Source organism: Yersinia aldovae 670-83, from assembly GCF_000834395.1.
GTDB lineage: Bacteria > Pseudomonadota > Gammaproteobacteria > Enterobacterales > Enterobacteriaceae > Yersinia > Yersinia aldovae.
Genome location: NZ_CP009781.1, coordinates 1,682,598 through 1,708,818, shown reverse-complemented (window position 1 = coordinate 1,708,818; position 26,221 = coordinate 1,682,598). Strand labels below are relative to the sequence as shown.

Genomic DNA, 26,221 nt, shown 5'->3' with positions numbered 1-26,221 from the left:
ACATAGATGTTAAAAGCTTTTGGACCAGTTTAAGAAAGCATTGACCCAACCGCCAGCAATCTGATCAATGAGATCATCGGTTAGACGCTGAGGTTGATTTATTCTAGCTTTGTTAACATCAATTACGGTTTTAGTATCAATGATTTCCTTCTGCAATCTAGACATTATCGATTCCTTAATTAAGTTGTAAATATCAATATTTTGAATTGTTCTGTTAAGGAAGTTGCTGTTAATAAATGCTTTGATTATGTTAAGCTTTTAATTATATAAATTTAATCTATCATTATAGTATAGGTATGGATAGCTGCAAAATATGTAGTATTAACTGCGCTTTCCGTTATTAGGAGTATCATTTAATATGACTTGGCGTCAATGGATTGTTTATGATTTTTAGGCGTCGCAAAAAAGTGTATAAATAATGATTGTTTCAAATTACTAAACTTAAGTAAGTTATTGAATGTGGTTAAGTGATTGGGTTGAATATACATTTAAAAAATATAAATTATTATAAATTCATTTAGAATGGTAAGGCTGTTTTTGATATTTATTATTCAGATGAATACGTATTGTGGCGTGCAGTGTGCTGCCACAATACTTGTTCAGCTAGACTTAACGCCCGCTGGTCAGTTTTTCCAGATCAGATTCAATTTCAGCAATCTTATTGGTAACCACACTCTCTAAATGACGTAAGTCATCCAGAATTTTACGTTTCAAATCCACTTCAATTTGATCACGTTTACAGAGTTGATCCAGTTCATCAATAACATAGCGTAGATTGGGATTAATTTCGTTGATTTCTTTATAGCCGTGACCGGCATTATCAGCCACCACCGTTTTGCGTTGGCGTGGATATTTGAATTTCACACTTTTGGCAAAAAACTCGCCTTTATCTTTGCGGAAATAAATTTTCAGAATGTCGTTGTTGGCCTCCTGACGCAGGCTATAGCGATCAACATCTTCTGGTTGTGTGATTCCTAAGCTTTTCAGATTGTCGTACATAGCGCCACCCTTTTAGTTTTATATTCCACAATTTATGATTATGACGGTAAATTTAGCCAAAGTATGTGATTGCAGGCGATAATGTCACAACGCAAGAAATAGCGGGTGATTAGCCCGCTATTTATCATCTTAGTCGATGGTGCGTAATAACTCATTAATACCGACTTTACCGAGGGTTTTCGCATCAACTTTCTTCACGATAACCGCACAATACAGGCTGTAGCTGCCGTCTTTTGATGGCAAGTTACCTGAAACAACCACAGAGCCTGCGGGAACGCGGCCATAATGGACTTCGCCAGTTTCACGGTCATAAATACGGGTGCTTTGACCGATAAATACGCCCATTGAGATAACTGAACCTTCTTCGACGATAACCCCTTCGACCACTTCTGAACGCGCGCCGACAAAGCAGTTATCTTCGATAATGGTTGGATTGGCTTGCAGCGGTTCCAGAACACCACCAATGCCAACGCCGCCGGACAGGTGAACATTCTTACCAATTTGCGCGCAAGAACCCACAGTTGCCCAGGTATCGACCATGGTGCCTTCATCAACAAACGCACCAATATTCACATAAGAAGGCATCAGCACGGTATTACGCGCAATAAATGCCCCTTTACGCACGGTGGCTGGGGGGACGACACGGAAACCTTCACGTTGGAAACGGGCTTCATCATAACCAGCGAATTTCATTGGGACTTTATCGTAGTAACGGGTTTCAGCGCCTTCCATGACCTGGTTGTCATTGATGCGAAAAGATAGCAGCACGGCTTTTTTTAGCCACTGATGGGTAACCCACTGACCGTCAATTTTTTCGGCAACCCGCAGAGCACCGGTATCCAATAGATCAATCACATGGTTAATCGCTTCGCGCGTGACGGTATCAACATTCGCCGGAGTGATATCTGCACGGCGTTCGAAAGCGGTTTCAATAACGTTCTGTAGTTGCTGCATCCTGTTCTTTCCTGATGTTATACCCTTCGTACTTGAAGCCATTGCGGTGTGGGCAATAACGTCAATGATCTTGGGGGGTCGATTGTAAGAAAATTAATGACTAAAAAGATATTTGTATCACAGTTTATCGTTCGGATTGAGGGTATCTGTCAACCGCTGTGCTAATTCGTGACGGGTTTCAATGCTCAGCGCGCGGCGATCTTTATCCGCTAACACAAATAAATCCTCCACCCGCTCGCCGATAGTGGTGATGCGTGCGCTATGCAGTGATAAACCTAAATCAGCAAATATCTCACCCACGCGCGCCAGTAAACCCGGTTGGTCAAGAGCGATTAGCTCCAGATAGGTGCGGCGCTCGTTGTGCGTCGGTAAGAAATTGGCTTCGGTGGGTACACTGAAATGCCGTAGTTTGGGCGATAACCGCCTGACGCGTGGAGGCTGGTAATTAGGTTGAGTCATGGCTTGTTGCAATGCCTGGCGGATGATTGGGTGCCGGTCTTGCGCCAATGGGCTGCCATCGGGTTCTAACACGATAAAAGTGTCCATCGCCATACCATCGCGGTTGGTGAAGATTTGTGCGTCATGAACACTCAGATTGCGGCGGTCCAATTCACCGACAACTGCGGCAAACAGTGATGGGCGATCAGGGCTCCAGATAAAGATTTCAGTGCCGCCACGGGTCGCCTGTCGGCTCACCAAAACCAGCGGCTGGGTTGAGTCGTGCTCTAACAAGTGACGGGCGTGCCAGGCGAGTTGGTTTGGCGAGTGACGTAGGAAGTAATCTGCTCGGCAGCGGCTCCAGATACGGTGCAACGCCTCTTCATCGATATTATCCATCCGCAGCAGTGCCAAGGCTTGCAGGCGGTGATGACGCACGCGTTCGCGCAGATCAGGGCTGTTTAGCATCCCGCGCCGTAGTTGCTTTTCGGTAGCAAAATAAAGTTCGCGCAGCAGGCTTTGTTTCCAACTGTTCCACAGGTTCTCATTGGTCGCGCAAATATCGGCTACCGTCAGGCTGACTAAATAGCGCAAGCGGGTTTCACTTTGTACTTCGGCTGAAAATTGTTGAATCACCGCCGGGTCCTGAATATCACGACGCTGAGCTGTCACTGACATCAATAAGTGGCAACGCACCAGCCAGGCAACAAGCTGGGCTTCGCGGGAGTTCAGTCCATGCTGCTCGGCAAACGCCAATACATCCTGTGCGCCAAGGATGGAATGGTCGCCACCGCGCCCTTTGGCGATATCGTGAAACAGTGCTGCCAGCAGCAATAATTCAGGTTGAGGCAGGCGTGGATAAAGTTCGACACAAAGAGGGTGACGTGGGCGGGTGGTTTCATCGGCAAAACTTTCGAGTTTCAGTAACACCCGAATGGTGTGTTCATCGACGGTATAGGCATGAAACAGGTCAAATTGCATCTGCCCGACAATGCTGCCCCATTGCGGCATATAAGCCCACAACACGCTGTGACGGTGCATTGGCAACAACGCACGGGAAACTGCCCCCGGATGGCGCAAAATGGCCATAAATAGCTTACGGGCTTCAGGAATGTGGCATAAAGGTGTTTTCAGATGCCTGCGAGCATGACGCAAGCGCCGCACTGTGGTGGAATAGATGCCTTTGATGTCCTGATTGCGCACCATCAGATAAAACATACGCATAATGGCTTCAGGATGCTGAACAAACAGGTTTTCATCACGTAAATCTATTAAATCGCCGCGCAATTGAAACTCGTCGTCCAGCGGGCGCGGTTTCTCGTTAGTCTCCAGCGCCAATATGGCTTCATCAAATAGCTGCAACAGCATATTGTTCAATTCACTGACCCGACGCGTCATACGATAAAAATCTTTCATCATACGTTCGACCGGTTCATTGCCCTCACCCTGATATTGCAAAAGCTGGGCCACACTCAGTTGGCGATCAAAGAGCAGACGATTATCATAACGCGTTAATACCAAATGCAAGGCAAAGCGTATTCGCCACAAAAAACTTTGGCTTTCAATTAGTTCGTCACGTTCGGCTTTAGTTAGAAAACCGAAATCAACCATCTCACTCAACGAGGTGGCACCAAAATGGCGGCGCGCAACCCACAATAAAGTATGGATATCGCGTAACCCTCCGGGGCTGCTTTTGATATCCGGCTCCAGATTATAACTGGTGCCGTGATAGCGTTTATGGCGTTCTTGTTGTTCGGCGATTTTGGCATGGAAAAAGAGAGGTGATGGCCAGAAACTGTCGCTAAAAATGTGTTTCTGCATTTGTAAGAATAAAGCTACATCGCCACAAATTAGCCGTGATTCGATCATATTGGTGGCAACGCTGAGGTCAGCCAGCCCTTCCAGTAAGCACTCTTCTAACGTACGTACACTGTGACCGACTTCCAGTTTTAAGTCCCATAGCAAGGTAATCAACTGACCAATCCGCTGGGCGTGCTCCTCACTCAGGCGTTGCTTACTCAGCACCAGAACGTCAATGTCAGACAGGGGGTGCAGTTCACCGCGGCCATAACCCCCGACGGCAACCAGCGCGGTTTCCGGCACCTCATCAAAGCCTGAGAATGTCCACAGCCGTTGCAACAGGCGATCGATAAAATCGCTGCGTGCCGCAATCAGTGTCTCGGCACTGATGCCACCGTTGAAGGCTTGAGCCAGCCAGTGCTGAAAGGCTTCGAGCTTTTGCTTAAGTTGTGGGCAATCAAGCTCACTATCAAGATAGGTACAGGGAGGTGCGGGCTGCTCAGGAATAACCGGGGTGAGTTTTGGTGACAGAGAGTGATCGGTGTGGTTGTCAGACATATATTCCCCGTTGATAAACAGTCCGATTAATGTAGACCTGATGAGAAGACGCAGCCCATAAAAAAGCCGGCGGTTGCCGGCTTGCGATTATTACTCGTGCGTTATGATGTTGGGGAGGGTGTCATCCTTGCGCAACGTCATTATTTCGCAGCCGTTATCAGTTACCACAATAGTATGCTCATACTGCGCCGACAAGCTGCGATCTTTAGTTTTTACGGTCCAACCGTCTTTCATGGTACGGATGCGGTAATCGCCTGCATTTACCATTGGTTCAATAGTGAACGCCATACCCGGTTGCAGAATGACGCCATTGTCATCGGCATCGTAATGCAGCACTTGTGGCTCTTCATGGAAGCCTTCGCCAATGCCGTGACCGCAGTATTCACGTACCACAGAGAAGTTCTCGGCTTCAACAAATTGCTGGATAGCCTTGCCCAGAGTGCGCAGACGGATACCCGGTTTCACCATATTGATCGCCAGATACAGGCTCTCTTGGGTCACGCGGCACAGACGCTCACCCAAAATGGTTGGCTTGCCGACGATAAACATTTTTGAGGTATCGCCGTGGAAACCCTCTTTAATCACAGTAACGTCGATATTGACGATATCACCCTCTTTCAGGATTTTCTCATCACTTGGAATACCGTGGCAGATAACCTCATTTACCGAGATACAGACTGATTTCGGAAAACCGTGATAGCCCAGGCAGGCGGAGATGGCTTGCTGGTGATTAGTGATATGATCGTGACAGATACGATCCAGTTCACCGGTAGTCACACCCGGTTTTACGTGTGGTTCGATGATTTCCAGCACTTCAGCAGCCAGACGGCCAGCAACGCGCATTTTTTGAATATCTTCAGGTGTTTTGATTGAGATTGCCATGCAAAAGTGTCCGTAGGGGCTGTGAGTACTGACCAGCCGCCGTGATATGAATAAGCAGGTAAATAAATATCATATACCCTAAATAATTCGAGTTGCAGTATGACGGGTATAAATAAAAAATCTGTCGCTAATGGTATCAGCCCTGCAATTTGCTGCCAAACTTTCCTTTGCAGCAACGCCACTAAATGCAACAAAAGTTGGTGTGTCATTGCTGTTTATGGTATAAAGCGCGCCGGCGAACCGCACTGTGTTTCAGGTCAAGATTTCAGGTCAAGTCCTGGTGGCAGGTAGTGATTTAGCTGAGTAATACAATCGCACTCATATGTGTAAATAACACACACGTGTCGACACATACGCCGGGGTGCCCTAAAGTTTTTGATGATTATCAATTGCTTATGGGGTCGGCGTTATGGGACATGTGGAGGCATAACCCCAACTGATACTATAGAGGTTTTAATCATGGCAACTGTTTCCATGCGCGACATGCTCCAGGCCGGTGTTCACTTTGGTCACCAGACCCGTTACTGGAACCCGAAAATGAAGCCTTTCATCTTCGGCTCACGTAATAAAGTTCACATCATCAACCTGGAAAAAACTGTACCAATGTTCAACCAAGCTCTGGCTGAGTTGACCAAGATCTCTTCCCGTAAAGGTAAGATCCTGTTTGTTGGTACTAAACGCGCAGCAAGCGAAGCGGTAAAAGAAGCTGCCCACAACAGCGACCAGTTCTTCGTGAACCATCGCTGGTTGGGTGGGATGCTGACTAACTGGAAAACCGTTCGTCAGTCCATCAAACGTTTGAAAGATTTGGAAATCCAGTCTCAAGACGGCACCTTTGACAAGCTGACCAAAAAAGAAGCGCTGATGCGTACTCGTGAACTGACCAAGCTGGAAAATAGCCTGGGCGGTATCAAAGACATGGGCGGTTTACCTGACGCACTGTTTGTTGTTGATGCTGATCACGAACACATCGCTATCAAAGAAGCTAACAACCTGGGTATCCCGGTATTCTCTATCGTTGATACTAACTCCGATCCAGATGGCGTTGACTTCATCATCCCTGGTAACGATGACGCAATCCGTGCAGTAAAACTGTATCTGAATGCTGTTGCTACCGCCGTCCGTGAAGGTCGTTCTCAAGACTTGGCCGTTCAAGCGGAAGAAAGCTTCGTAGAAGCTGAATAATAAGTCAGGCTCGTCGTGAGCCCTTATTAACCAGGTATTGAAATATGTTGGTTAGGGGGCCTTTTATAGGCCCCCTTTGCGTATCTAATGTGAGATCTTGTTTTCACAAGAGAACCGAGGAAATTGAAATGGTTGCTATTACCGCTGCTTTGGTAAAAGAACTGCGTGAGCGTACTGCCGCAGGCATGATGGAATGTAAAAAGGCGTTGGTTGAAGCTAACGGCGACATCGAGCTTGCCATCGACAATATGCGTAAATCTGGTCAGGCTAAAGCTGCCAAGAAAGCAGGCCGTATCGCTGCTGAAGGTATCATCCTGGCTAAAGTTTCAGCCGACGGCAAATTCGGTGTGATTTTGGAACTGAACTGCGAAACTGATTTCGTTGCTAAAGATGCTGGCTTCAAAGCATTCGGCGAAGAAGTGATCAACGCAGCTCTGGCTGACAAAATTACCGATATCGACGTTCTGAAAGCTAAGTTCGAAGAACAACGCGCAAACCTGGTTGCTAAAATCGGTGAGAACATCAACATTCGCCGTATCGCAGTGCTGGAAGGTGATGTTCTGGGGACTTATCTGCATGGCGCACGTATCGGCGTTATGGTTGCGGCAACTGGCGCTGACGAAGAGCTGGTTAAGCACATTGCTATGCACATCGCTGCAAGCAAGCCTGAATACGTTAAGCCAGACGACGTTCCTGCTGAGGTTGTTGCGCGTGAGCACCAAATCCAGTTGGACATCGCTATCGAATCCGGCAAACCGCGTGAAATTGCCGAGAAGATGGTTGAAGGCCGTATGCGTAAGTTCACCGGCGAAGTTTCTCTGACCGGCCAGAACTTCGTGATGGACCCAAGCAAAACTGTTGGCGATCTGTTGAAAGAAAACAACGCTAACGTAGTAAACTTCATCCGCTTTGAAGTGGGCGAAGGCATTGAGAAAGTTGAGACTGACTTTGCTGCTGAAGTTGCAGCAATGAGCAAACAGTCTTAATGCTAAAAATGGGGCCGCCAGCAGGCGGTTCCATTTTATTCACTCAATACCCGTTATATTTCAAGTTACAGGTGCGTTGACTGCCTGAGTTCACCTCAGTCACTTACTGATGTAAGCCCTGAGGATTCGCTCCGTTGTCGCCTTCCTGCCACTCGAATTATTTAGGGTATAAACTTAGTCCGTGCAGTTTTCAATGTGCAATGCCATGTTGACTCTCTGGCGGTCAAGTCTCCAAACTATTACTGCTGCTTAGGACAGAACACCATGGCAACCAATGCAAAACCCGTATATCAGCGTATCCTGCTTAAGCTTAGTGGCGAAGCCCTGCAAGGCGCAGAAGGTTTTGGTATCGACGCAAGCGTTTTGGATCGCATGGCTCAGGAAGTGAAAGAGCTGGTCGAATTGGGCATTCAGGTCGGTGTGGTCATTGGCGGTGGTAACTTATTCCGCGGTGCCGGTTTGGCACAGGCTGGGATGAACCGTGTTGTGGGCGACCACATGGGAATGCTGGCGACCGTGATGAACGGCCTGGCAATGCGAGATGCACTGCACCGTGCCTATGTGAACGCCCGCCTGATGTCTGCTATTCCACTTAATGGTGTGTGTGATAATTACAGTTGGGCCGAAGCTATCAGCCTGCTGCGCCACAACCGTGTAGTGATTTTTGCTGCGGGTACGGGTAACCCTTTCTTCACCACCGATTCCGCTGCTTGCTTGCGCGGTATCGAAATTGAAGCTGATGTGGTGCTGAAAGCCACGAAAGTCGATGGGGTTTATTCTGCAGATCCGGTAAAAAATCCTGACGCGACACTGTACGAACAGCTAACCTATCAGGATGTTTTAGAACGTGAACTGAAAGTGATGGATCTGGCGGCCTTCACTTTGGCCCGTGATCATAACTTGCCCATTCGCGTCTTCAACATGAATAAACCCGGCGCACTGCGTCGCGTGGTGATGGGTGAGAACGAAGGCACATTAATCACTAAAGAAGTGATACCAACAGCTAAATAAGCGGCAGCCCGTATTGTCAGGGGCATGTGGATTTCAGATGTGCCCCTTTAACCAGCAAATGTTGGTTTGTATATTCACCGGCTATACTCAAGCTATGGCCTGCCAAGTAACCAGTTTCCAAGGGTTTACAACGTGATTAACGAAATTAGAAAAGATACCGAAGTGCGCATGGAAAAATGCCTTGAAGCCTTCCAGAATCATATCAGTAAGATTCGTACCGGTCGTGCTTCTCCAAGTATTCTTGATGGTATTCAGGTTGAATATTACGGCACTGCAACGCCATTGCGCCAGCTGGCGAACATTGTCGTTGAAGATTCACGCACTCTGGCGTTGACCGTGTTTGACCGTAGCCTGAGCGCTGCTGTTGAGAAAGCGATCATGACTTCAGATTTGGGCCTGAACCCTTCTTCTGCCGGTACTGTCATTCGTGTTCCACTGCCAGCATTGACCGAAGAGCGTCGTAAAGACTTAATCAAAGTTGTGCGCGCAGAAGCAGAGCAGGGCCGTGTTTCGATTCGTAACGTGCGCCGTGATGCTAACGAAAAAGTGAAAGCTTTGCTGAAAGACAAAGAAATCAGTGAAGATGAAGATCGCCGTTCTCAGGACGACGTGCAGAAACTGACCGACGCTTTTATCAAAAAAGTGGATGCGGCACTGGCTGCGAAAGAAGCTGAGTTGATGAATTTCTAATCCTCGCTTGCAGTAACAGGGCGTCGCTTAGGCGGCGCTTTGTTTTTGGTTAGGTTAGTGGTTTGGATTTGGCTAATGTCAATTTAAAATCAATGACTTGGCGGGGTTCGTGTTTTATTGCATCAATGCTTATCAGACCAATGCTTTATTCGGTCAATGCTTTATCGGCAGCAATACGCCATAAAATTGGGTATGAGGTTATTTAAAGTACCGTCTGTCAGGCGGGTGGTTTGATGCCTCACCTATCATAAAAACAGTTATTCAGAGCACCCTCATGAAGCAACTGACTATTCTTGGCTCTACTGGTTCTATTGGCAACAGCACTCTGGCCGTTGTCCGCGCTAATCCTGAATTATTCAAAATTACTGCATTGGTTGCGGGCCGCAATGTCGCACAGATGGCGCAGCAATGTCTTGAATTTACTCCCCGTTATGCGGCGATGTCTGATGAGGACTCGGCTAAAGCGCTGCGCCTGGTATTAGCAGATAAGGGTTCAAAGACGGAAGTCTATTCTGGCGTTAAAGCCGCTTGCGAATTAGCCGCTTTAGATGGCGTTGATCAGGTGATGGCCGCCATTGTCGGCGTCGCCGGTTTGCCCTCGACACTGGCGGCTATTCGCGCCGGTAAGCAGGTATTGCTGGCCAATAAAGAGTCACTGATTACCTGTGGCAAACTCTTTATGGATGAAGTTGCCCGCAGCCATGCGCAATTACTGCCTATCGACAGTGAGCATAATGCGATTTTTCAGAGTTTACCTGAAAAAGTTCAGCGGCAACTGGGCTATTCTTCATTACACGAAAACGGTGTTTCACGCATTATTCTGACTGGCTCTGGTGGCCCACTGCGTGAAATCCCACTCGCACAATTTGCGGATGTAACACCGGATCAGGCTTGTGCTCACCCTAATTGGTCGATGGGGCGTAAAATCTCAGTCGATTCAGCAACCATGATGAATAAAGGGTTGGAGTATATCGAAGCCCGCTGGTTATTTAATGCCAGTGCCGAGCAAGTTGAGGTTATTTTACATCCTCAATCGGTGATCCACTCAATGGTACGCTATCATGATGGCAGCGTATTGGCGCAGATGGGAACCCCCGATATGCGCACGCCAATTGCCCATGCGATGGCTTATCCGACGCGAGTTGACTCTGGTGTCGCGCCATTGGATTTCTGCAAGATACGCGAGCTGACTTTTTCTGAGCCGGATTATCAACGTTATCCGTGCCTAAAACTGGCAATAGATGCCAGCCATGCCGGGCAGGCTGCAACCACCGCGCTCAATGCGGCGAATGAAGTATCGGTGATGGCATTCCTGAATTCGCACATTCGTTTCACTGATATTGTAGCGGTTAACTGTACAGTGGTTGAGCAATTGGCATTACAAGAGCCAATTAGTGTTGAAGAGGTTCTGGTGATTGACCGCAAAGCCCGTGATGTGGCGGCTCAGGTCATCGCAAAACTGAGTCGTTAATCTACATTGGCCGTTGTGGGAATTTGTGAGGTTAGGGCTGAGATGGTATAGTCTGCACCGTCAATGGACTGATAGACTGTTGATTAGTGGCCCAATAGGTATTTTAACCGTCTATTTTGGCTGTCGCTTAAGAAGCCGTGACTGGGTACACGGCTTTTTTTGTGCGTATGCTGCCTAATGTTCGGGATGAACAATTGATTTCTTGAGGAAATGAGTTCGCATTATGTCGTCTTTAAATGAAGATAGGGCTAACTTGTCCCCCCTGAATCCACGCCATGTTGCTATTATTATGGATGGCAATGGGCGTTGGGCTAAGAATCGGGGTAAATTAAGGGTTTTCGGTCATAAAGCGGGAGTGAAGTCGGTTCGTCGTGCGGTCAGTTTTGCCGCTACTCATCATTTGGATGCACTCACGCTTTATGCTTTCAGTAGTGAAAACTGGAATCGCCCTGCTCAGGAAGTCACTGCACTGATGGAGCTTTTTGTTCGCGCACTGGACAGTGAAGTAAAAAGCCTGCATAAACATAATGTTCGTTTATCGGTCATTGGTGATATCAGCCGCTTTAGTGGGCGTTTGCAGGAGCGGATACGCCGCTCAGAAGCATTAACTGCAAACAATGACGGTCTGAGGCTCAACATTGCTGCTAATTATGGTGGTCGTTGGGATATTATTCAGGGAATGCGCCAGTTAGCTGCTCAAGTGCAGCGAGGGGAATTGCAACCCACAGATATCAGTGAAGAATCGCTAAACTCGCATATCTGCCTGCATGAGCAATCTGAGGTGGATTTAGTGATCAGAACCGGTGGTGAACATCGCATCAGTAATTTTTTGTTGTGGCAAATTGCCTATGCTGAACTTTACTTTACTGATGTACTCTGGCCTGATTTTGATGAACATGTCTTTGAAGGTGCGCTGAATGCATTTGCACAACGCGAGCGTCGCTTCGGGGGAACAACACCTATCGATGCACCTGCATCCTAGGGGGAACTTTTGCTGAAGTATCGTCTCATAACTGCTTTGATTTTGATTCCGGTTGTCATTGGTGCACTCTTCCTGCTTCCGCCGGTGGGTTTTGCTATTGTTACTCTGGTTGTTTGTATGCTTGCAGCCTGGGAATGGGGGCAATTAGCCGGCTTTGCCAGTCGCTCTCAGCGTATTTGGCTCGCGGTACTCTGTGGCTTTTTACTTGTCCTGATGCTGCTTAGTTTGCCTGCGTACCAACATTCAGCTCATCTTTTGCAAGTGAGTGGCCCGCTTTGGCTCTCTATGGGGTGGTGGATTGCCGCATTGCTGCTGGTGTTGACTTACCCACGCTCTGCTGCTTTTTGGCGTGATTCACGTCTGCTGCGCCTCATTTTCGGCATTCTGACTATTATCCCGTTCTTCTGGGGAATGGTTGCTCTACGTCAGTATGGCTATGAGCATAATCACAATATCGGTGCCTGGTGGCTGTTGTATGTGATGCTGCTGGTGTGGGGAGCTGATTCCGGCGCTTATATGTTTGGCAAGTTGTTCGGTAAGCATAAGTTAGCGCCTAAAGTCTCACCCGGTAAAACATGGGAAGGATTAATTGGCGGTTTACTGACGTCAGCTCTGATATCATGGTTGTTTGGTCGATACGCACCGTTGGATATCATCCCAGAAAAACTGTTAATCTGTTCCGTGGTCGCTGCATTGGCCTCGGTACTCGGCGATTTGACCGAAAGTATGTTTAAACGTGAAGCGGGAATCAAAGACAGTGGTCATTTGATTCCTGGTCATGGTGGGATACTGGATCGTATCGATAGCCTGACCGCAGCTGTGCCGGTATTTGCCTGCTTAATGCTGTTAGTGTTTTAATCCGTCACTGACGGGGAGTTTAGGGAAATATGATGAGCATACTCTGGAGCCTGGCCGCGTTTATTGTCGCACTGGGGATCTTAATTACAGTGCATGAGTTCGGCCACTTTTGGGTGGCGCGGCGCTGTGGTGTCCGTGTTGAACGCTTTTCCATTGGTTTTGGCAAAGCGTTATGGCGTCGCACAGATCGTCAGGGAACCGAGTATGTTATCGCCCTTATCCCACTGGGCGGCTATGTTAAAATGTTGGATGAGCGCGTAGAAGCGGTTGCTCCGGAACTACGTCATCAATCTTTTAACAATAAAACCATTTTACAACGCGCGGCAATCGTCAGCGCGGGCCCTATTGCCAACTTCCTTTTTGCTATTGTTGCTTACTGGCTGGTATTTATTATCGGCGTGCCAAGTGTGCGTCCGGTTGTGGGTGATATTTCGCCACAATCCATTGCTGCACAAGCCAATATTTCTCCTGAAATGGAACTTAAGTCTGTCGATGGTATCGAAACGCCTGACTGGGATTCTGTTCGTTTGGCACTGGTCGGTAAGATTGGTGATAAGCAAACGCAAGTTGGCGTTGCTCCATTTGGTTCTGCTAATGTGGTAGAAAAAACCTTGGATTTGCGTCAGTGGCAATTTGAGCCTGACAAACAAGATCCGGTGGTCGCACTAGGTATTATCCCACGCGGCCCGCAAATTGAATCTGTCTTGGCAGAAGTCCAGCCTGGGTCAGCGGCAGAAAAGGCGGGTTTACAAGCAGGGGATAGGGTAGTTAAAGTTGGCGGTCAGTTATTAGATCGTTGGCAGACATTTGTTTTGCAAGTACGTGATAACCCCGGTAAGCCGTTGGTTTTAGATATCGAAAGGGGAGGTACCCCCTTGTCTTTGACCCTGATACCAGATACAAAATCGGTTGGAGAAAACCGCAGTGAAGGTTTTGCGGGTGTAGTTCCGAAAGTTATACCGCTTCCGGATGAGTATAAAACGATTCGCCAATATGGTCCGTTTACGGCACTCTACCAAGCTGGGGATAAAACCTGGCAGTTGATGCGGTTGACGGTAAACATGTTGGGTAAACTGATTACTGGCGATGTAAAACTGAATAACCTGAGTGGCCCGATATCTATTGCACAAGGCGCTGGGGTTTCAGCTGAGTACGGGTTGGTGTATTACCTTATGTTTTTGGCGTTAATTAGCGTCAACTTGGGCATTATCAACTTGTTCCCATTACCGGTATTAGATGGTGGACATCTGCTCTTCCTGGCGATAGAAAAGCTGAAGGGTGGGCCGGTTTCTGAGCGAGTACAGGACTTCAGTTATCGCATCGGCTCGGTTTTGCTGGTGCTATTAATGGGGCTTGCACTTTTCAATGATTTCTCCCGCCTTTAACGGCAGGGGATAGGTTAGGAAGAACGCATAACAACGATGGCGATGAAAAAGTTGCTCATAGCGTCGCTGCTGTTTGGCAGCGCCACCGTATACGGTGCAGACGGGTTCGTAGTGAAAGATATTCATTTCGAAGGCCTGCAACGGGTCGCCGTCGGTGCGGCGTTACTTAATATGCCGGTTCGCGTAGGCGATACCGTCAGTGATGAAGACATCGGTAAAACTATCCGTGCGTTGTTTGCTACAGGCAACTTCGAGGACGTTCGTGTCCTGCGCGATGGTAATACGCTGATTGTTCAAGTCAAAGAACGCCCAACGATTGCTAGCATCACTTTCTCCGGTAACAAAGCGGTGAAAGATGACATGCTCAAGCAGAATCTGGAAGCCTCTGGCGTCCGGGTTGGCGAGGCCTTGGACCGAACCACTATATCCAGCATTGAAAAAGGACTCGAAGACTTCTACTACAGCGTGGGTAAATACAGCGCTTCAGTGAAAGCTGTCGTTACGCCACTGCCACGTAACCGTGTTGATCTCAAACTGGTCTTTACCGAAGGTATGTCTGCAAAAATTCAGCAGATTAACATTGTCGGTAACCACAGCTTCACTACTGATGAACTCATCTCTCGCTTCCAACTGCGTGATGAAGTGCCGTGGTGGAACGTGGTGGGTGATCGTAAATATCAGAAGCAGAAACTGGCAGGCGACCTTGAAACCTTGCGCAGCTTCTATCTGGATCGCGGTTATGCACGATTTAACATCGATTCTACTCAGGTGAGTCTGACGCCAGATAAGAAAGGCATCTATATCACCATCAATATTACCGAAGGCAACCAATACAAGCTTAATAGCGTGATTGTGAGCGGTAATCTTGCAGGCCATCAATCAGAAGCCGAAAAGCTGACGAAGATTGAGCCGGGTGAATTGTTTAACGGCAGTAAAGTCACACGCATGGAAGATGACATCAAGAAGTTGTTGGGTCGCTATGGTTATGCTTATCCGCGTGTGGTATCTCAACCAGAAATCAATGACGCGGATAAAACCGTCAGCTTACATATTAACGTAGATGCAGGTAACCGTTTCTACGTTCGAAATGTTCGTTTTGAAGGTAACGATACCAGTAAAGACTCGGTATTGCGTCGTGAAATGCGTCAGATGGAAGGCGCATGGTTGGGTAATGATCAGGTTGAAGCGGGTAAAGAACGTTTGAACCGCTTAGGCTATTTCGAAACCGTTGATGTTGAAACGCAACGCGTTCCGGGGACGGCTGATCAGGTAGACGTGACTTATAAAGTTAAGGAACGAAACACCGGTAGCTTAAACTTTGGTATCGGTTACGGTACTGAAAGTGGCGTGAGTTTCCAGGTGGGTGTTCAGCAAGATAACTGGCTCGGTACCGGTAATACAGTGGGTATCAACGGTACGAAGAATGACTACCAGACCTATGCTGAATTTACTTTAACTGACCCTTACTTCACCGTTGATGGTGTGAGTCTGGGCGGTCGCATCTTCTATAATGATTTTAAAGCGGATAACGCGGATCTATCGGGCTATACCAACAGTAGCTATGGTCTTGACGGTACTTTAGGTTTCCCAATCAATGAGAATAACTCATTGCGTGTGGGCCTCGGTTACGTCCATAACGATCTGTCTGATATGCAGCCGCAGGTTGCCATGTGGCGCTACCTTAATTCAGTTGGGGAAAATCCTAACTTAACCGACCGTGCTAGCTTCACTGCTGATGATTTTACCTTGAACCTGGGTTGGACATATAACAACCTGGATCGTGGTTTCTTCCCGACGTCGGGCACGAAATCCTCGGTCAATGGTAAAGTAACGGTACCAGGCTCGGATAACGAGTTCTATAAAGTGACTTTTGATACCTCATCTTATCAGCCGTTAGATCAAGATAAGACATGGGTGCTCTTGGGGCGTGGACGCTTAGGCTACGGTGGTGGCATTGGCTCTAAAGAGATGCCATTCTACGAGAACTTCTATGCTGGTGGTTCAAGTTCTGTGCGTGGTTTCCGCTCTAATAACATCGGCCCTAAAGCGGCATACTACAATGCTAACGGAAGTGTCTATAATTCTACAGACGCCGTTGGTGGTAATGCGATGGCGGTGGCCAGTCTGGAATTGATAACACCGACACCGTTTATCAGTGAGAAATACGCAAACTCAGTACGTACCTCATTCTTCATTGACTCCGGTACAGTATGGGATACTAATTGGGAAAATACGGCAGCAACACAGGCCGCAGGTCTTCCTGATTACAGTAAGGCGAGCAATATTCGTGTCTCTGCCGGTGTATCACTGCAATGGATGTCTCCATTGGGTCCACTTGTGTTCTCATATGCTAAACCGGTTAAAGATTATGAAGGTGATAAGTCAGAGCAATTCCAGTTTAACATTGGTAAGACTTGGTAATTGATTGGTAAAGCAGTACTGAATTTTAAAGACAGCACTGATACTGGAAGAGCCTGATGTGCGTTGGCGCAGGTTAGCGCTACATCAGGTAAGATTCAGTATCAAGTGCACTTCAAGGTGTCTCTGACACAAACAGGTAATGGTGAGGAGTTTATAGTGAAAAAGTGGTTGTGTGCCGCAGGTCTTGGTTTAGCATTGGCAGCTTCTGCCAGCGTTCAAGCCGCTGACAAGATTGCTATTGTTAATGTTTCCAGCATCTTCCAACAATTACCTGCGCGTGAAACCGTGGCTAAGCAGCTGGAGAATGAATTCAAAGGCCGTGCAACCGAACTGCAAGGAATGGAGCGCGATCTGCAGACTAAAATGCAGAAGCTGCAACGTGACGGTTCTACCATGAAGGCTAGCGATCGTACCAAGCTGGAAGGCGAAGTAATGAAGCAGCGCGAGACTTTCTCTACTAAAGCCCAGGCTTTTGAGCAAGATAATCGCCGTCGCCAGATGGAAGAGCGTAACAAAATCCTGAGCCGTATCCAGGATGCTGTTAAATCTGTTGCTAGCAAAGGCGGTTATGACGTAGTAATTGACGCGAATGCGGTTGCATACGCTGATTCTTCTAAAGATATTACTGCTGACGTGCTGAAACAGGTTAAATAAAACATGCTTTCAATTCGACTGGCTGATTTAGCCCAGCAGTTGGATGCACAGGTGTTCGGTGATGGCTCACTTGTCATCACCGGCATCGCTTCTATGCATTCTGCCGAGCCTTCGCAAATCACGTTTTTGTCAAATAGCCGCTATCAGGAACAACTCACAACCTGCAATGCCGGTGCTGTAGTGTTAACTGAGGCAGATTTACCTTTTTGTAAATCTGCGGCTTTAGTGGTTAAAAACCCTTATTTAACCTATGCGCGCATGGCGCAGATAATGGATACCACTCCTCAGCCGGCTCAGGATATCGCGCCGAGTGCGGTGATCTCCCCACAGGCAACACTGGGGGAACGAGTTTCTATTGGTGCAAATGCAGTGATAGAGTCCGGTGTCATACTGGGCGATAATACGATTATCGGGGCGGGTTGCTTTATTGGCAAAAATACTCACATTGGTGCTGGTAGCCGTTTATGGGCCAATGTCTCCGTTTATCATGACGTTATTATCGGGAAGAGTTGCCTGATTCAATCCGGTACGGTCATTGGTGCAGATGGTTTTGGTTATGCAAATGATCGCGGCAACTGGATAAAAATTCCACAGCTCGGCTCGGTGCATATTGGTGACCGTGTTGAGATTGGCGCCTGTACCACGATTGACCGTGGCGCGCTGGATAATACGATTATTGGCAATGGTGTCATCATCGACAACCAATGTCAGATTGCACATAACGTTGTTATTGGCGACAATACCGCAGTTGCAGGTGGTGTTATCATGGCCGGTAGCCTCAAAGTTGGTCGCTATTGCATGATTGGTGGTGCCAGTGTGATCAATGGTCATATGGAGATCTGTGACAAAGTCACAATCACCGGAATGGGAATGGTGATGCGGCCAATCACTGAACCTGGGTTATACTCCTCCGGCATTCCATTACAACCCAATAAAGTGTGGCGCAAGACAGCGGCTTTAGTGATGAATATTGATGGAATTAATAAACGCTTAAAAGCAGTAGAGCGTAAAATCGATAAAGAATAGCCACTCAAGCCCGACACTCTGATCAAATAATCAAGCTTATTGGCAGTTGATGCCAAAAGTAGATACTCAAAGAAATTGGAGTTTGCAGGGAGGTACCAAATTGGTTGTAAACCATTTTGAGCAGCACTTGCGCTGGCCCGCAGGGTGAGCTTCTACTGAATCTCATCATCCTGATGAACATACTCAGGCAAGTGATTCGGTGTATATGCGCAGCTAAACTGCTGTCACTTCAGGTTCGACGGATATACAGAGTTCTTAATTTGCGGCCTGCCTAATGCCTCCCTTTTGGGGCAGCGCAGGCCGTGTTGTTGATAGCATTATTTTTTAGACAGGAAGAGTATTTTGACTACTAACACTCATACTCTGGGCATTGCAGAGATTTTGGATCTACTCCCGCACCGTTTTCCGTTCTTGCTGGTGGATCGCGTCCTTGATTTCGAGGAAGGAAAATTTCTGCGTGCAGTGAAGAATGTCACGTTTAACGAGCCATTTTTCCAAGGCCATTTCCCCGGTAAGCCTATTTTCCCAGGCGTGCTGATTTTAGAAGCGATGGCGCAGGCTACTGGTATTCTGGCGTTTAAAAGCGTGGGTAAACTTGAACCGGGTGAGCTTTATTATTTTGCTGGTATTGATGAAGCCCGTTTTAAGCGCCCAGTAGTGCCTGGCGATCAGATGATTATGGAAGTGACTTTCGAAAAAACACGCCGTGGACTGACCCGCTTTAAAGGTGTGGCTACTGTCGATGGTAAAATTGTTTGTGAAGCGACTATGATGTGTGCTCGTAGCAAGGAGTCCTGATACGTGATTGACAAAACCGCCATTATCCATCCAAGTTCTATCGTCGAAGAAGGTGCCATTATTGGTGCCGGTGTTCGTATTGGCCCCTTCTGCTTTGTAGGATCTCAGGTGGAAATTGGCGCAGGCACGGAACTAAAATCCCATGTCGTTGTTAATGGTATAACTAAAATCGGCTGTGACAATCAGATTTACCAGTTTGCCTCTATTGGTGAAGCAAATCAGGATCTGAAATATGCTGGCGAACCTACTCGCGTTGAGATTGGTGACCGCAACCGCATCCGTGAAAGTGTCTCTATCCACCGTGGCACTGTACAAGGTGGTGGATTGACTAAAGTAGGCAGCGATAATTTGCTGATGATTAATGCCCACATCGCCCATGACTGTATCATTGGTGACCGTTGCATTCTTGCGAACAATGCAACTTTGGGTGGTCATGTGGAAATTGACGATTTTGCCATTATTGGCGGAATGACTGCTATCCATCAATTCTGTGTGATTGGTGCGCATGTGATGGTGGGGGGGTGTTCTGGCGTTGCTCAGGATGTACCGCCTTATGTCATTGCTCAGGGTAACCATGCAACACCATTTGGTATCAATATTGAAGGGTTAAAACGTCGCGGTTTCGACAAAGAATCTCTCCATGCTATCCGTAATGCATATAAGTTGTTGTATCGCAGTGGCCGGACGTTGGATGAAGTGAAACCAGAAATTGCTGAACTGGCGGAACAGTCTCCGGCAGTGAAGGCATTCAGTGATTTCTTTGCCCGTTCTACCCGCGGTATTATTCGCTAATCTATGCAAAATAACCCATTAGTTGTTGATCGCCCGTCGAATAGCGGGCGTCGCTTAACCATCGGTTTGGTCGCCGGGGAAACCTCCGGCGATATCTTAGGTGCAGGATTGATTCGTGCGCTGAAAGCTCAGGTTCCGGATGCCCGCTTTGTTGGGGTTGCCGGGCCTCTGATGCAAGCCGAGGGATGTGAAGCCTGGTATGAGATGGAAGAGTTAGCAGTGATGGGGGTTGTGGAAGTATTAGAACGCCTGCCACGCTTATTAAAGATCCGAAAAGATCTGACTCAACGCTTTAGCGAACTCTCGCCAGATGTTTTCGTCGGTATCGATGCGCCAGATTTCAATATCACCCTTGAAGGGCGCTTGAAGCAACGTGGCATCCGAACCATCCATTATGTCAGCCCATCAGTTTGGGCCTGGCGACAAAAGCGTGTTTTCAAAATTGGTAAAGCAACCGATATGGTATTGGCTTTTCTTCCTTTTGAAAAAGCGTTTTACGATCGTTTTAACGTTCCCTGCCGTTTTATCGGTCACACAATGGCAGATGCCATGCCGCTGACGCCGGATAAGCAGGCTGCAAGAGCAGAGCTTGGAATAGCGCCACATGCACCTTGTTTAGCGTTATTGCCGGGTAGTCGCCACTCAGAAGTGGAAATGCTCAGTGCCGATTTTCTGCGCACAGCCGTCATCCTGAGGCAGCATTTACCTGAGTTGGAGGTGTTGGTTCCTCTGGTCAATGATAAGCGGCGCGATCAATTCGAACGCATTAAGGCTGAGGTTGCCCCTGGCTTATCGGTACATTTATTGAATGGCCAGGCTCGTGTGGCGATGATTGCCAGTGATGCCACTTTGCTGGCTTCCGGTACTGCCGCGCTAGAATGTATGTTGGCCAAGTGTCCGATGGTGGTTGGTTACCGCATGAAGCCCTTCACATTCTGGTTGGCCGAGCGGCTGGTCAAAACCCCTTACGTCTCGTTGCCTAATTTGTTGGCTGGCGAAGAGTTAGTCACCGAACTGTTGCAGCAAGAGTGTCAGCCGCAAAAATTGGCTGATGCACTTTTACCCTTATTACAAGGTAGCGATGCCGTTGAGGCGTTAAAAGCGCGTTTCCTGATTTTACATCAGAGCATCCGCTGTGGTGCAGATGAACAGGCAGCGCAGGCCGTATTGGAGTTGGCAGGGTGATGAACGATATCTTTATATATCCACAGGCTAATCTGATTGCGGGTGTGGATGAAGTGGGTCGTGGCCCTTTAGTCGGGGCGGTTGTGACTGCGGCGGTCATTCTCGACCCTAAACGGCCAATCGTGGGTTTAGCTGACTCAAAAAAGCTAAGTGAAAAGCGCCGTTTATCTCTTTATGATGAAATTACCGACAAGGCTCTCTCATGGAGCCTGGGCCGTGCTGAACCTGAAGAAATTGATCAACTGAATATTTTGCACGCGACAATGCTCGCAATGCAAAGAGCCGTTGCAGGGCTACATATTGCACCTGATTATGTGCTGATTGATGGCAACCGTTGCCCAAAACTGGCTATGCCATCATTGGCAGTAGTCAAAGGAGACAGCCGTGTCGCAGAGATCAGTGCCGCGTCTATTTTGGCTAAAGTGACGCGAGACCGCGAAATGACTGAATTGGATCTGAGTTTTCCTGGATATGGTTTCGCACAGCACAAAGGTTACCCAACCGCCTTTCATCTGGAAAGACTAGCGGCTTTAGGGGCCACCGAACATCATCGGCGTAGCTTTGGCCCGGTCAAGCGTGTGCTGGGTCTGGTGTAAATCACCAAGCAACATCCATAATATATGGGTATGACTCCTTGGCAATAAGTTGCTCAGGATATGATTCAATCCACTAATTTCTGGTATCTGGATATGGCCGAACCTCGTTTTGTCCACCTGCGTGTTCACAGCGATTACTCCATGATCGATGGATTAGCCAAGATTGGGCCCTTGGTGAAGAGAGCTGCTGCATTAGGTATGCCCGCTCTGGCCATTACCGACTTTACCAACTTGTGTGGTCTGGTAAAATTCTACGGTAGCGCCCACAGTGCAGGGATTAAACCCATCATTGGCGCAGATTTCTATGTGCAAAGTGAAATTCTGGGTGATGAGTTGGCTCACCTCACCGTATTGGCCCGTAATAATGACGGTTACCAAAACCTCACCTTACTGATATCCGAAGCTTATCAACGTGGTTATGGCGCTGCTGGCCCGATCATTGATCGCGACTGGCTTATTAAGCATAAAGAAGGGCTGATTCTGCTCTCCGGTGGCCGGATGGGGGATGTCGGCAAGTTTATGTTGCGTGGCAATCAGGTGCAGGTTGACCTGTGCCTTGATTTTTATCAAGAGCATTTCCCTGACAGCTACTATTTGGAGTTAATCCGTACCGGTCGGCCAGACGAAGAGAACTATCTTCATGCCGCAGTCGCATTGGCGACGGAACGCGGCTTGCCGGTTGTAGCCACCAATGATGTGCGTTTTATCGATGAATCTGACTTTGACGCTCATGAGATCCGCGTTGCTATTCATGACGGTTTTACATTGGTCGATCCTAAGCGACCTAAAAACTATAGCCCTCAGCAGTTTATGCGCGATGAGGCGCAGATGTGCGAGCTATTCGCGGACATTCCTGAAGCGCTGTTCAACAGCGTTGAAATCGCCAAACGTTGTAACGTGACCATTCGCCTTGGGGAATACTTCTTACCACAGTTCCCGACTGGCGATATGAGTACGGAAGATTTTCTGGTTGAGAAATCGAAGCAAGGTCTGGAAGAGCGTCTGGAGTTGCTCTTCCCTGATCCTGAAGAGCGAGCACAAAAACGGCCAGAGTATGACGAACGGCTCGATATTGAGCTAAAGGTTATTAACCAGATGGGGTTCCCCGGTTACTTCCTGATCGTTATGGAGTTTATCCAGTGGTCGAAAGATAATGGTGTACCGGTCGGGCCGGGGCGAGGGTCAGGTGCAGGTTCTCTGGTGGCTTACGCGCTAAAAATTACCGATTTGGACCCGCTGGAATTTGACCTGCTGTTCGAACGTTTTCTCAACCCCGAACGTGTTTCAATGCCGGACTTTGACGTTGACTTCTGTATGGAGAAACGCGATCTGGTGATAGAACATGTGGCCGAAATGTATGGCCGCGACGCCGTTTCCCAGATAATTACCTTCGGTACAATGGCCGCGAAAGCGGTGATCCGCGATGTGGGCCGTGTGCTGGGGCATCCTTACGGTTTCGTCGACCGCATCTCAAAATTGGTGCCACCGGATCCGGGGATGACGCTGGAGAAGGCCTTTGCGGCTGAACCGCAACTGCCTGAAATCTATGAGGCAGACGAAGAGGTCAGGGCGCTTATCGACATGGCGCGTAAGCTGGAAGGTGTCACACGTAACGCCGGTAAACACGCCGGTGGGGTGGTTATTGCACCGACCAAAATTACCGATTTTGCACCGCTCTATTGCGATGCTGAAGGTAAAAACCCGGTTACTCAGTTCGATAAAAATGATGTGGAATATGCCGGCCTGGTGAAGTTTGACTTCCTTGGTTTGCGCACCTTAACCATCATTAACTGGGCGCTGGAGATGATCAATGCCCGGCGTGCCAAAACCGGTCTGGAACCGATTGATATTGCTTCCATTCCGCTGGAAGATAAAAAAAGCTTTGATATGCTGCAACGTTCGGAAACGACGGCGGTATTCCAGCTTGAATCCAGGGGCATGAAAGATTTGATCAAACGCCTGAAGCCTGACTGCTTCGAGGATATGATAGCACTGGTGGCGTTATTCCGCCCAGGCCCACTGCAATCTGGGATGGTAGATAACTTTATTGACCGTAAACATGGTCGCGAAGCAATCTCTTACCCAGATATTGAATGGCAGCATGAATGCCTAAAACCAGTGCTGGAGCCAACCTATGGCATCATCTTGTATCAGGAACAGGTGATGCAGATTGCACAGGTTCTGTCGGGTTACTCACTCGGTGGCGCAGATATGTTGCGTCGTGCAATGGGTAAGAAAAACCCGGCTGAAATGGCTAAACAGCGCTCGGTATTTGAAGATGGGGCGAAAGAGCAGGGGATTGACGGAGAACTGGCGATTAAGATCTTTGATCTGGTGGAAAAATTCGCCGGTTATGGTTTTAACAAATCTCACTCCGCCGCTTACGCTCTGGTTTCCTACCAAACGCTATGGTTAAAAGCCCATTATCCGGCTGAATTTATGGCAGCGGTTATGACTGCGGATATGGATAACACCGATAAAGTGGTTGGCTTGGTGGATGAGTGTTGGCGTATGGGGCTGAAAATACTGCCGCCAGACATCAACAGCGGCTTGTATCATTTCCATGTAAACGATGAGGGTGAAATTGTTTACGGCATCGGCGCAATTAAGGGCGTCGGTGAAGCGCCGATCGAGGCCATTCTGGACGCGCGTAAAGAGGGCGGCTACTTCAAAGAGTTATTTGATTTATGCGCTCGCGTTGATACCAAAAAACTGAATCGGCGAATCTTAGAAAAACTGGTCATGTCAGGTGCCTTTGACCGCTTAGGGCCGCACCGAGCTGCCTTGATGAGCTCGCTGGGCGAAGCGCTGAAAGCAGCGGATCAACATGCTAAGGCCGAAGCCATTGGTCAGGCAGATATGTTTGGCGTATTAGCGGATGCACCTGAGCAGGTTGAGCAATCTTATGCTAATGTGCCGCCGTGGCAAGAGCAGATAGTTTTAGACGGTGAGCGGGAGACGCTGGGGCTGTATCTGACCGGTCATCCGATTACCCAATATCTGAAGGAAATAGAACGTTATGCCGGCGGGCTGCGTTTAAAAGATATGCATCCGACGGATCGGGGCAAAATGACCACTGCGGTGGGGCTGGTCATCGCTGCAAGGGTTATGGTAACAAAACGTGGTAATCGTATTGGCATTTGTACGCTGGATGACCGTTCTGGCCGTCTGGAGGTGATGCTATTTACCGATGCGTTGGAAAAATATCAGCATTTATTGGAAAAAGACCGTATCCTGATAGCCACCGGGCAGGTCAGCTTTGATGACTTTAGTGGTGGACTTAAAATGACCGCCCGTGAGTTAATGGACATCAGTGAAGCTCGTGAAAAATATGCCCGTGGGCTTGCTATATCGCTGACCGACAGGCAAATTGATGACCAGCTTTTGAACCGTCTCCGTCAGTCGTTGGAACCCCATCGAGCGGGGACGATCCCAGTGCACCTTTATTACCAACGGGAAGATGCTCGCGCCCGGCTGCGGTTTGGAGCCACATGGCGCGTGACGCCCACCGATCGCTTATTGATAGATTTGCGAACGTTGGTAGGTAATGAGCAGGTAGAACTGGAATTTGACTAAAATAGGAATGTTATGAGTCTGAATTTTCTTGATTTTGAACAGCCGATTGCAGAGCTGGAAGCGAAAATTGACTCGCTGACCGCAGTCAGCCGTCAAGACGAAAAATTAGATATTAATCTGGATGAAGAGGTCCAGCGTCTGCGTGAGAAAAGTGTTGAGCTGACGCGGAAGATTTTTTCGGACCTCGGCGCATGGCAGATTGCCCAACTGGCACGCCATCCTCGTCGTCCTTATACCCTGGATTATATCGCTAATATCTTTACTGATTTCGAAGAGTTGGCAGGCGACCGTGCTTATGCTGACGATAAAGCCATCGTTGGCGGTATTGCTCGTCTGGATGGTCGCCCGGTGATGATCATTGGTCATCAGAAAGGCCGCGAAACCAAAGAGAAGATCCGTCGTAACTTTGGGATGCCTGCGCCGGAAGGTTATCGCAAGGCATTACGTCTGATGGAGATGGCTGAGCGCTTTAAGCTGCCAATCATCACTTTCATTGATACGCCAGGAGCGTATCCGGGGGTCGGCGCGGAAGAACGTGGTCAGTCTGAGGCGATTGCACGTAACCTGCGTGAAATGTCGCGTCTGAATGTACCCATTATTTGTACCGTTATTGGTGAAGGCGGCTCTGGCGGCGCATTGGCAATTGGTGTGGGCGATAAAGTGAATATGCTGCAATACAGCACCTATTCCGTTATCTCCCCAGAGGGTTGTGCCTCAATTTTGTGGAAAAGTGCCGATAAAGCACCATTAGCCGCAGAAGCAATGGGCATTACGGCTCATCGTCTGAAAGAATTGAAGATGATCGACTCGGTTATCCCTGAGCCTCTCGGTGGCGCACACCGTGATTACACGGCAATTTCGGCTTCACTGAAAGCTCAATTGCTGGCTGACCTCACTGATCTGGATGTATTTAATAATGAAGAGTTATTAAATCGTCGTTATCAGCGTCTGATGACTTATGGTTATTGCTGATT

The 26,221-nt window shown here is 48.2% G+C and carries 22 protein-coding genes; 17 read left to right on the top strand and 5 right to left on the bottom strand.

Annotated elements, in window-relative coordinates; all coding sequences use genetic code 11:
* Window positions 1-9: 9 nt before the first annotated feature.
* From xyeA to map, 5 genes are all read right to left on the bottom strand, one after another.
* Window positions 10-165 carry a XyeA family cyclophane-containing RiPP triceptide gene (gene xyeA, locus AT01_RS20665; RefSeq protein WP_071841501.1) on the bottom strand — a complete coding sequence of 52 codons (156 nt, stop codon included), beginning with the start codon at window positions 163-165 and terminating at the stop codon, window positions 10-12.
* A 444-nt stretch (window positions 166-609) separates the two neighbouring features.
* Complete coding sequence (locus AT01_RS07880) at window positions 610-999, bottom strand: DUF3461 family protein (RefSeq protein ID WP_004704370.1); 390 nt, start codon at window positions 997-999, stop codon at window positions 610-612.
* Between the two features lie 129 nt (window positions 1,000-1,128).
* Window positions 1,129-1,953: a 2,3,4,5-tetrahydropyridine-2,6-dicarboxylate N-succinyltransferase gene (gene dapD / locus AT01_RS07875; protein ID WP_004704369.1), complete on the bottom strand. Its 825-nt coding sequence runs from the start codon at window positions 1,951-1,953 to the stop codon at window positions 1,129-1,131.
* 117 nt (window positions 1,954-2,070) lie between these two features.
* A complete protein-coding gene (gene glnD, locus AT01_RS07870; RefSeq protein ID WP_042546730.1) occupies window positions 2,071-4,749 on the bottom strand; it encodes a bifunctional uridylyltransferase/uridylyl-removing protein GlnD in 2,679 nt (892 codons plus the stop codon).
* A gap of 90 nt (window positions 4,750-4,839) precedes the next feature.
* Window positions 4,840-5,631, bottom strand: a complete 792-nt coding sequence (gene map / locus AT01_RS07865; protein ID WP_042546729.1) for a type I methionyl aminopeptidase — start codon at window positions 5,629-5,631, stop codon at window positions 4,840-4,842.
* 459 nt (window positions 5,632-6,090) lie between these two features.
* Here map and rpsB point away from each other — a divergent pair, with 459 nt between their 5' ends.
* The 17 genes from rpsB (at window position 6,091) to accA (ending at window position 26,219) form a co-directional block, all read left to right on the top strand.
* Window positions 6,091-6,816 (top strand): 30S ribosomal protein S2, encoded by a 726-nt coding sequence (rpsB, locus tag AT01_RS07860; RefSeq protein ID WP_004704361.1) that lies wholly within the window; start codon window positions 6,091-6,093, stop codon window positions 6,814-6,816.
* A gap of 128 nt (window positions 6,817-6,944) precedes the next feature.
* Window positions 6,945-7,802 carry a translation elongation factor Ts gene (gene tsf, locus AT01_RS07855; RefSeq protein ID WP_042546728.1) on the top strand — a complete coding sequence of 286 codons (858 nt, stop codon included), beginning with the start codon at window positions 6,945-6,947 and terminating at the stop codon, window positions 7,800-7,802.
* Window positions 7,803-8,066: 264 nt separating this feature from the next.
* Entirely contained in the window at window positions 8,067-8,813 is a 747-nt protein-coding gene (gene pyrH, locus AT01_RS07850; protein ID WP_004704356.1) for a UMP kinase, read from the top strand.
* A gap of 132 nt (window positions 8,814-8,945) precedes the next feature.
* Entirely contained in the window at window positions 8,946-9,503 is a 558-nt protein-coding gene (frr, locus tag AT01_RS07845; RefSeq protein WP_042546727.1) for a ribosome recycling factor, read from the top strand.
* Window positions 9,504-9,777: 274 nt separating this feature from the next.
* Window positions 9,778-10,974: a 1-deoxy-D-xylulose-5-phosphate reductoisomerase gene (ispC, locus tag AT01_RS07840; RefSeq protein WP_042546726.1), complete on the top strand. Its 1,197-nt coding sequence runs from the start codon at window positions 9,778-9,780 to the stop codon at window positions 10,972-10,974.
* A gap of 223 nt (window positions 10,975-11,197) precedes the next feature.
* Entirely contained in the window at window positions 11,198-11,956 is a 759-nt protein-coding gene (gene ispU / locus AT01_RS07835; RefSeq protein ID WP_042546725.1) for a (2E,6E)-farnesyl-diphosphate-specific ditrans,polycis-undecaprenyl-diphosphate synthase, read from the top strand.
* Between the two features lie 9 nt (window positions 11,957-11,965).
* Window positions 11,966-12,814, top strand: a complete 849-nt coding sequence (gene cdsA / locus AT01_RS07830; protein WP_042546724.1) for a phosphatidate cytidylyltransferase — start codon at window positions 11,966-11,968, stop codon at window positions 12,812-12,814.
* Window positions 12,815-12,843: 29 nt separating this feature from the next.
* Window positions 12,844-14,199: a sigma E protease regulator RseP gene (gene rseP / locus AT01_RS07825; protein ID WP_042546723.1), complete on the top strand. Its 1,356-nt coding sequence runs from the start codon at window positions 12,844-12,846 to the stop codon at window positions 14,197-14,199.
* A 36-nt stretch (window positions 14,200-14,235) separates the two neighbouring features.
* Window positions 14,236-16,620 carry an outer membrane protein assembly factor BamA gene (gene bamA, locus AT01_RS07820; RefSeq protein ID WP_042546722.1) on the top strand — a complete coding sequence of 795 codons (2,385 nt, stop codon included), beginning with the start codon at window positions 14,236-14,238 and terminating at the stop codon, window positions 16,618-16,620.
* Between the two features lie 156 nt (window positions 16,621-16,776).
* Complete coding sequence (skp, locus tag AT01_RS07815) at window positions 16,777-17,274, top strand: molecular chaperone Skp (protein ID WP_042546721.1); 498 nt, start codon at window positions 16,777-16,779, stop codon at window positions 17,272-17,274.
* A 3-nt stretch (window positions 17,275-17,277) separates the two neighbouring features.
* Window positions 17,278-18,300 (top strand): UDP-3-O-(3-hydroxymyristoyl)glucosamine N-acyltransferase, encoded by a 1,023-nt coding sequence (gene lpxD / locus AT01_RS07810; RefSeq protein WP_042546720.1) that lies wholly within the window; start codon window positions 17,278-17,280, stop codon window positions 18,298-18,300.
* Window positions 18,301-18,642: 342 nt separating this feature from the next.
* The gene (gene fabZ / locus AT01_RS07805) at window positions 18,643-19,098 is read left to right on the top strand and encodes a 3-hydroxyacyl-ACP dehydratase FabZ (RefSeq protein ID WP_004704335.1); all 456 of its coding nucleotides are present in this window, start codon (window positions 18,643-18,645) and stop codon (window positions 19,096-19,098) included.
* A gap of 3 nt (window positions 19,099-19,101) precedes the next feature.
* Window positions 19,102-19,890, top strand: coding sequence for an acyl-ACP--UDP-N-acetylglucosamine O-acyltransferase (gene lpxA / locus AT01_RS07800; RefSeq protein ID WP_004704332.1), 789 nt, complete (start codon window positions 19,102-19,104; stop codon window positions 19,888-19,890).
* Between the two features lie 3 nt (window positions 19,891-19,893).
* Window positions 19,894-21,075: a lipid-A-disaccharide synthase gene (gene lpxB / locus AT01_RS07795; RefSeq protein ID WP_042546719.1), complete on the top strand. Its 1,182-nt coding sequence runs from the start codon at window positions 19,894-19,896 to the stop codon at window positions 21,073-21,075.
* A complete protein-coding gene (gene rnhB, locus AT01_RS07790) occupies window positions 21,075-21,671 on the top strand; it encodes a ribonuclease HII (protein WP_042546718.1) in 597 nt (198 codons plus the stop codon). The genes lpxB and rnhB overlap by 1 nt, the downstream gene beginning before the upstream one ends.
* 93 nt (window positions 21,672-21,764) lie before the next feature.
* Complete coding sequence (dnaE, locus tag AT01_RS07785; RefSeq protein WP_042548544.1) at window positions 21,765-25,247, top strand: DNA polymerase III subunit alpha; 3,483 nt, start codon at window positions 21,765-21,767, stop codon at window positions 25,245-25,247.
* Between the two features lie 12 nt (window positions 25,248-25,259).
* Window positions 25,260-26,219, top strand: coding sequence for an acetyl-CoA carboxylase carboxyl transferase subunit alpha (gene accA / locus AT01_RS07780; RefSeq protein WP_004704326.1), 960 nt, complete (start codon window positions 25,260-25,262; stop codon window positions 26,217-26,219).
* Window positions 26,220-26,221 lie beyond the last annotated feature (2 nt).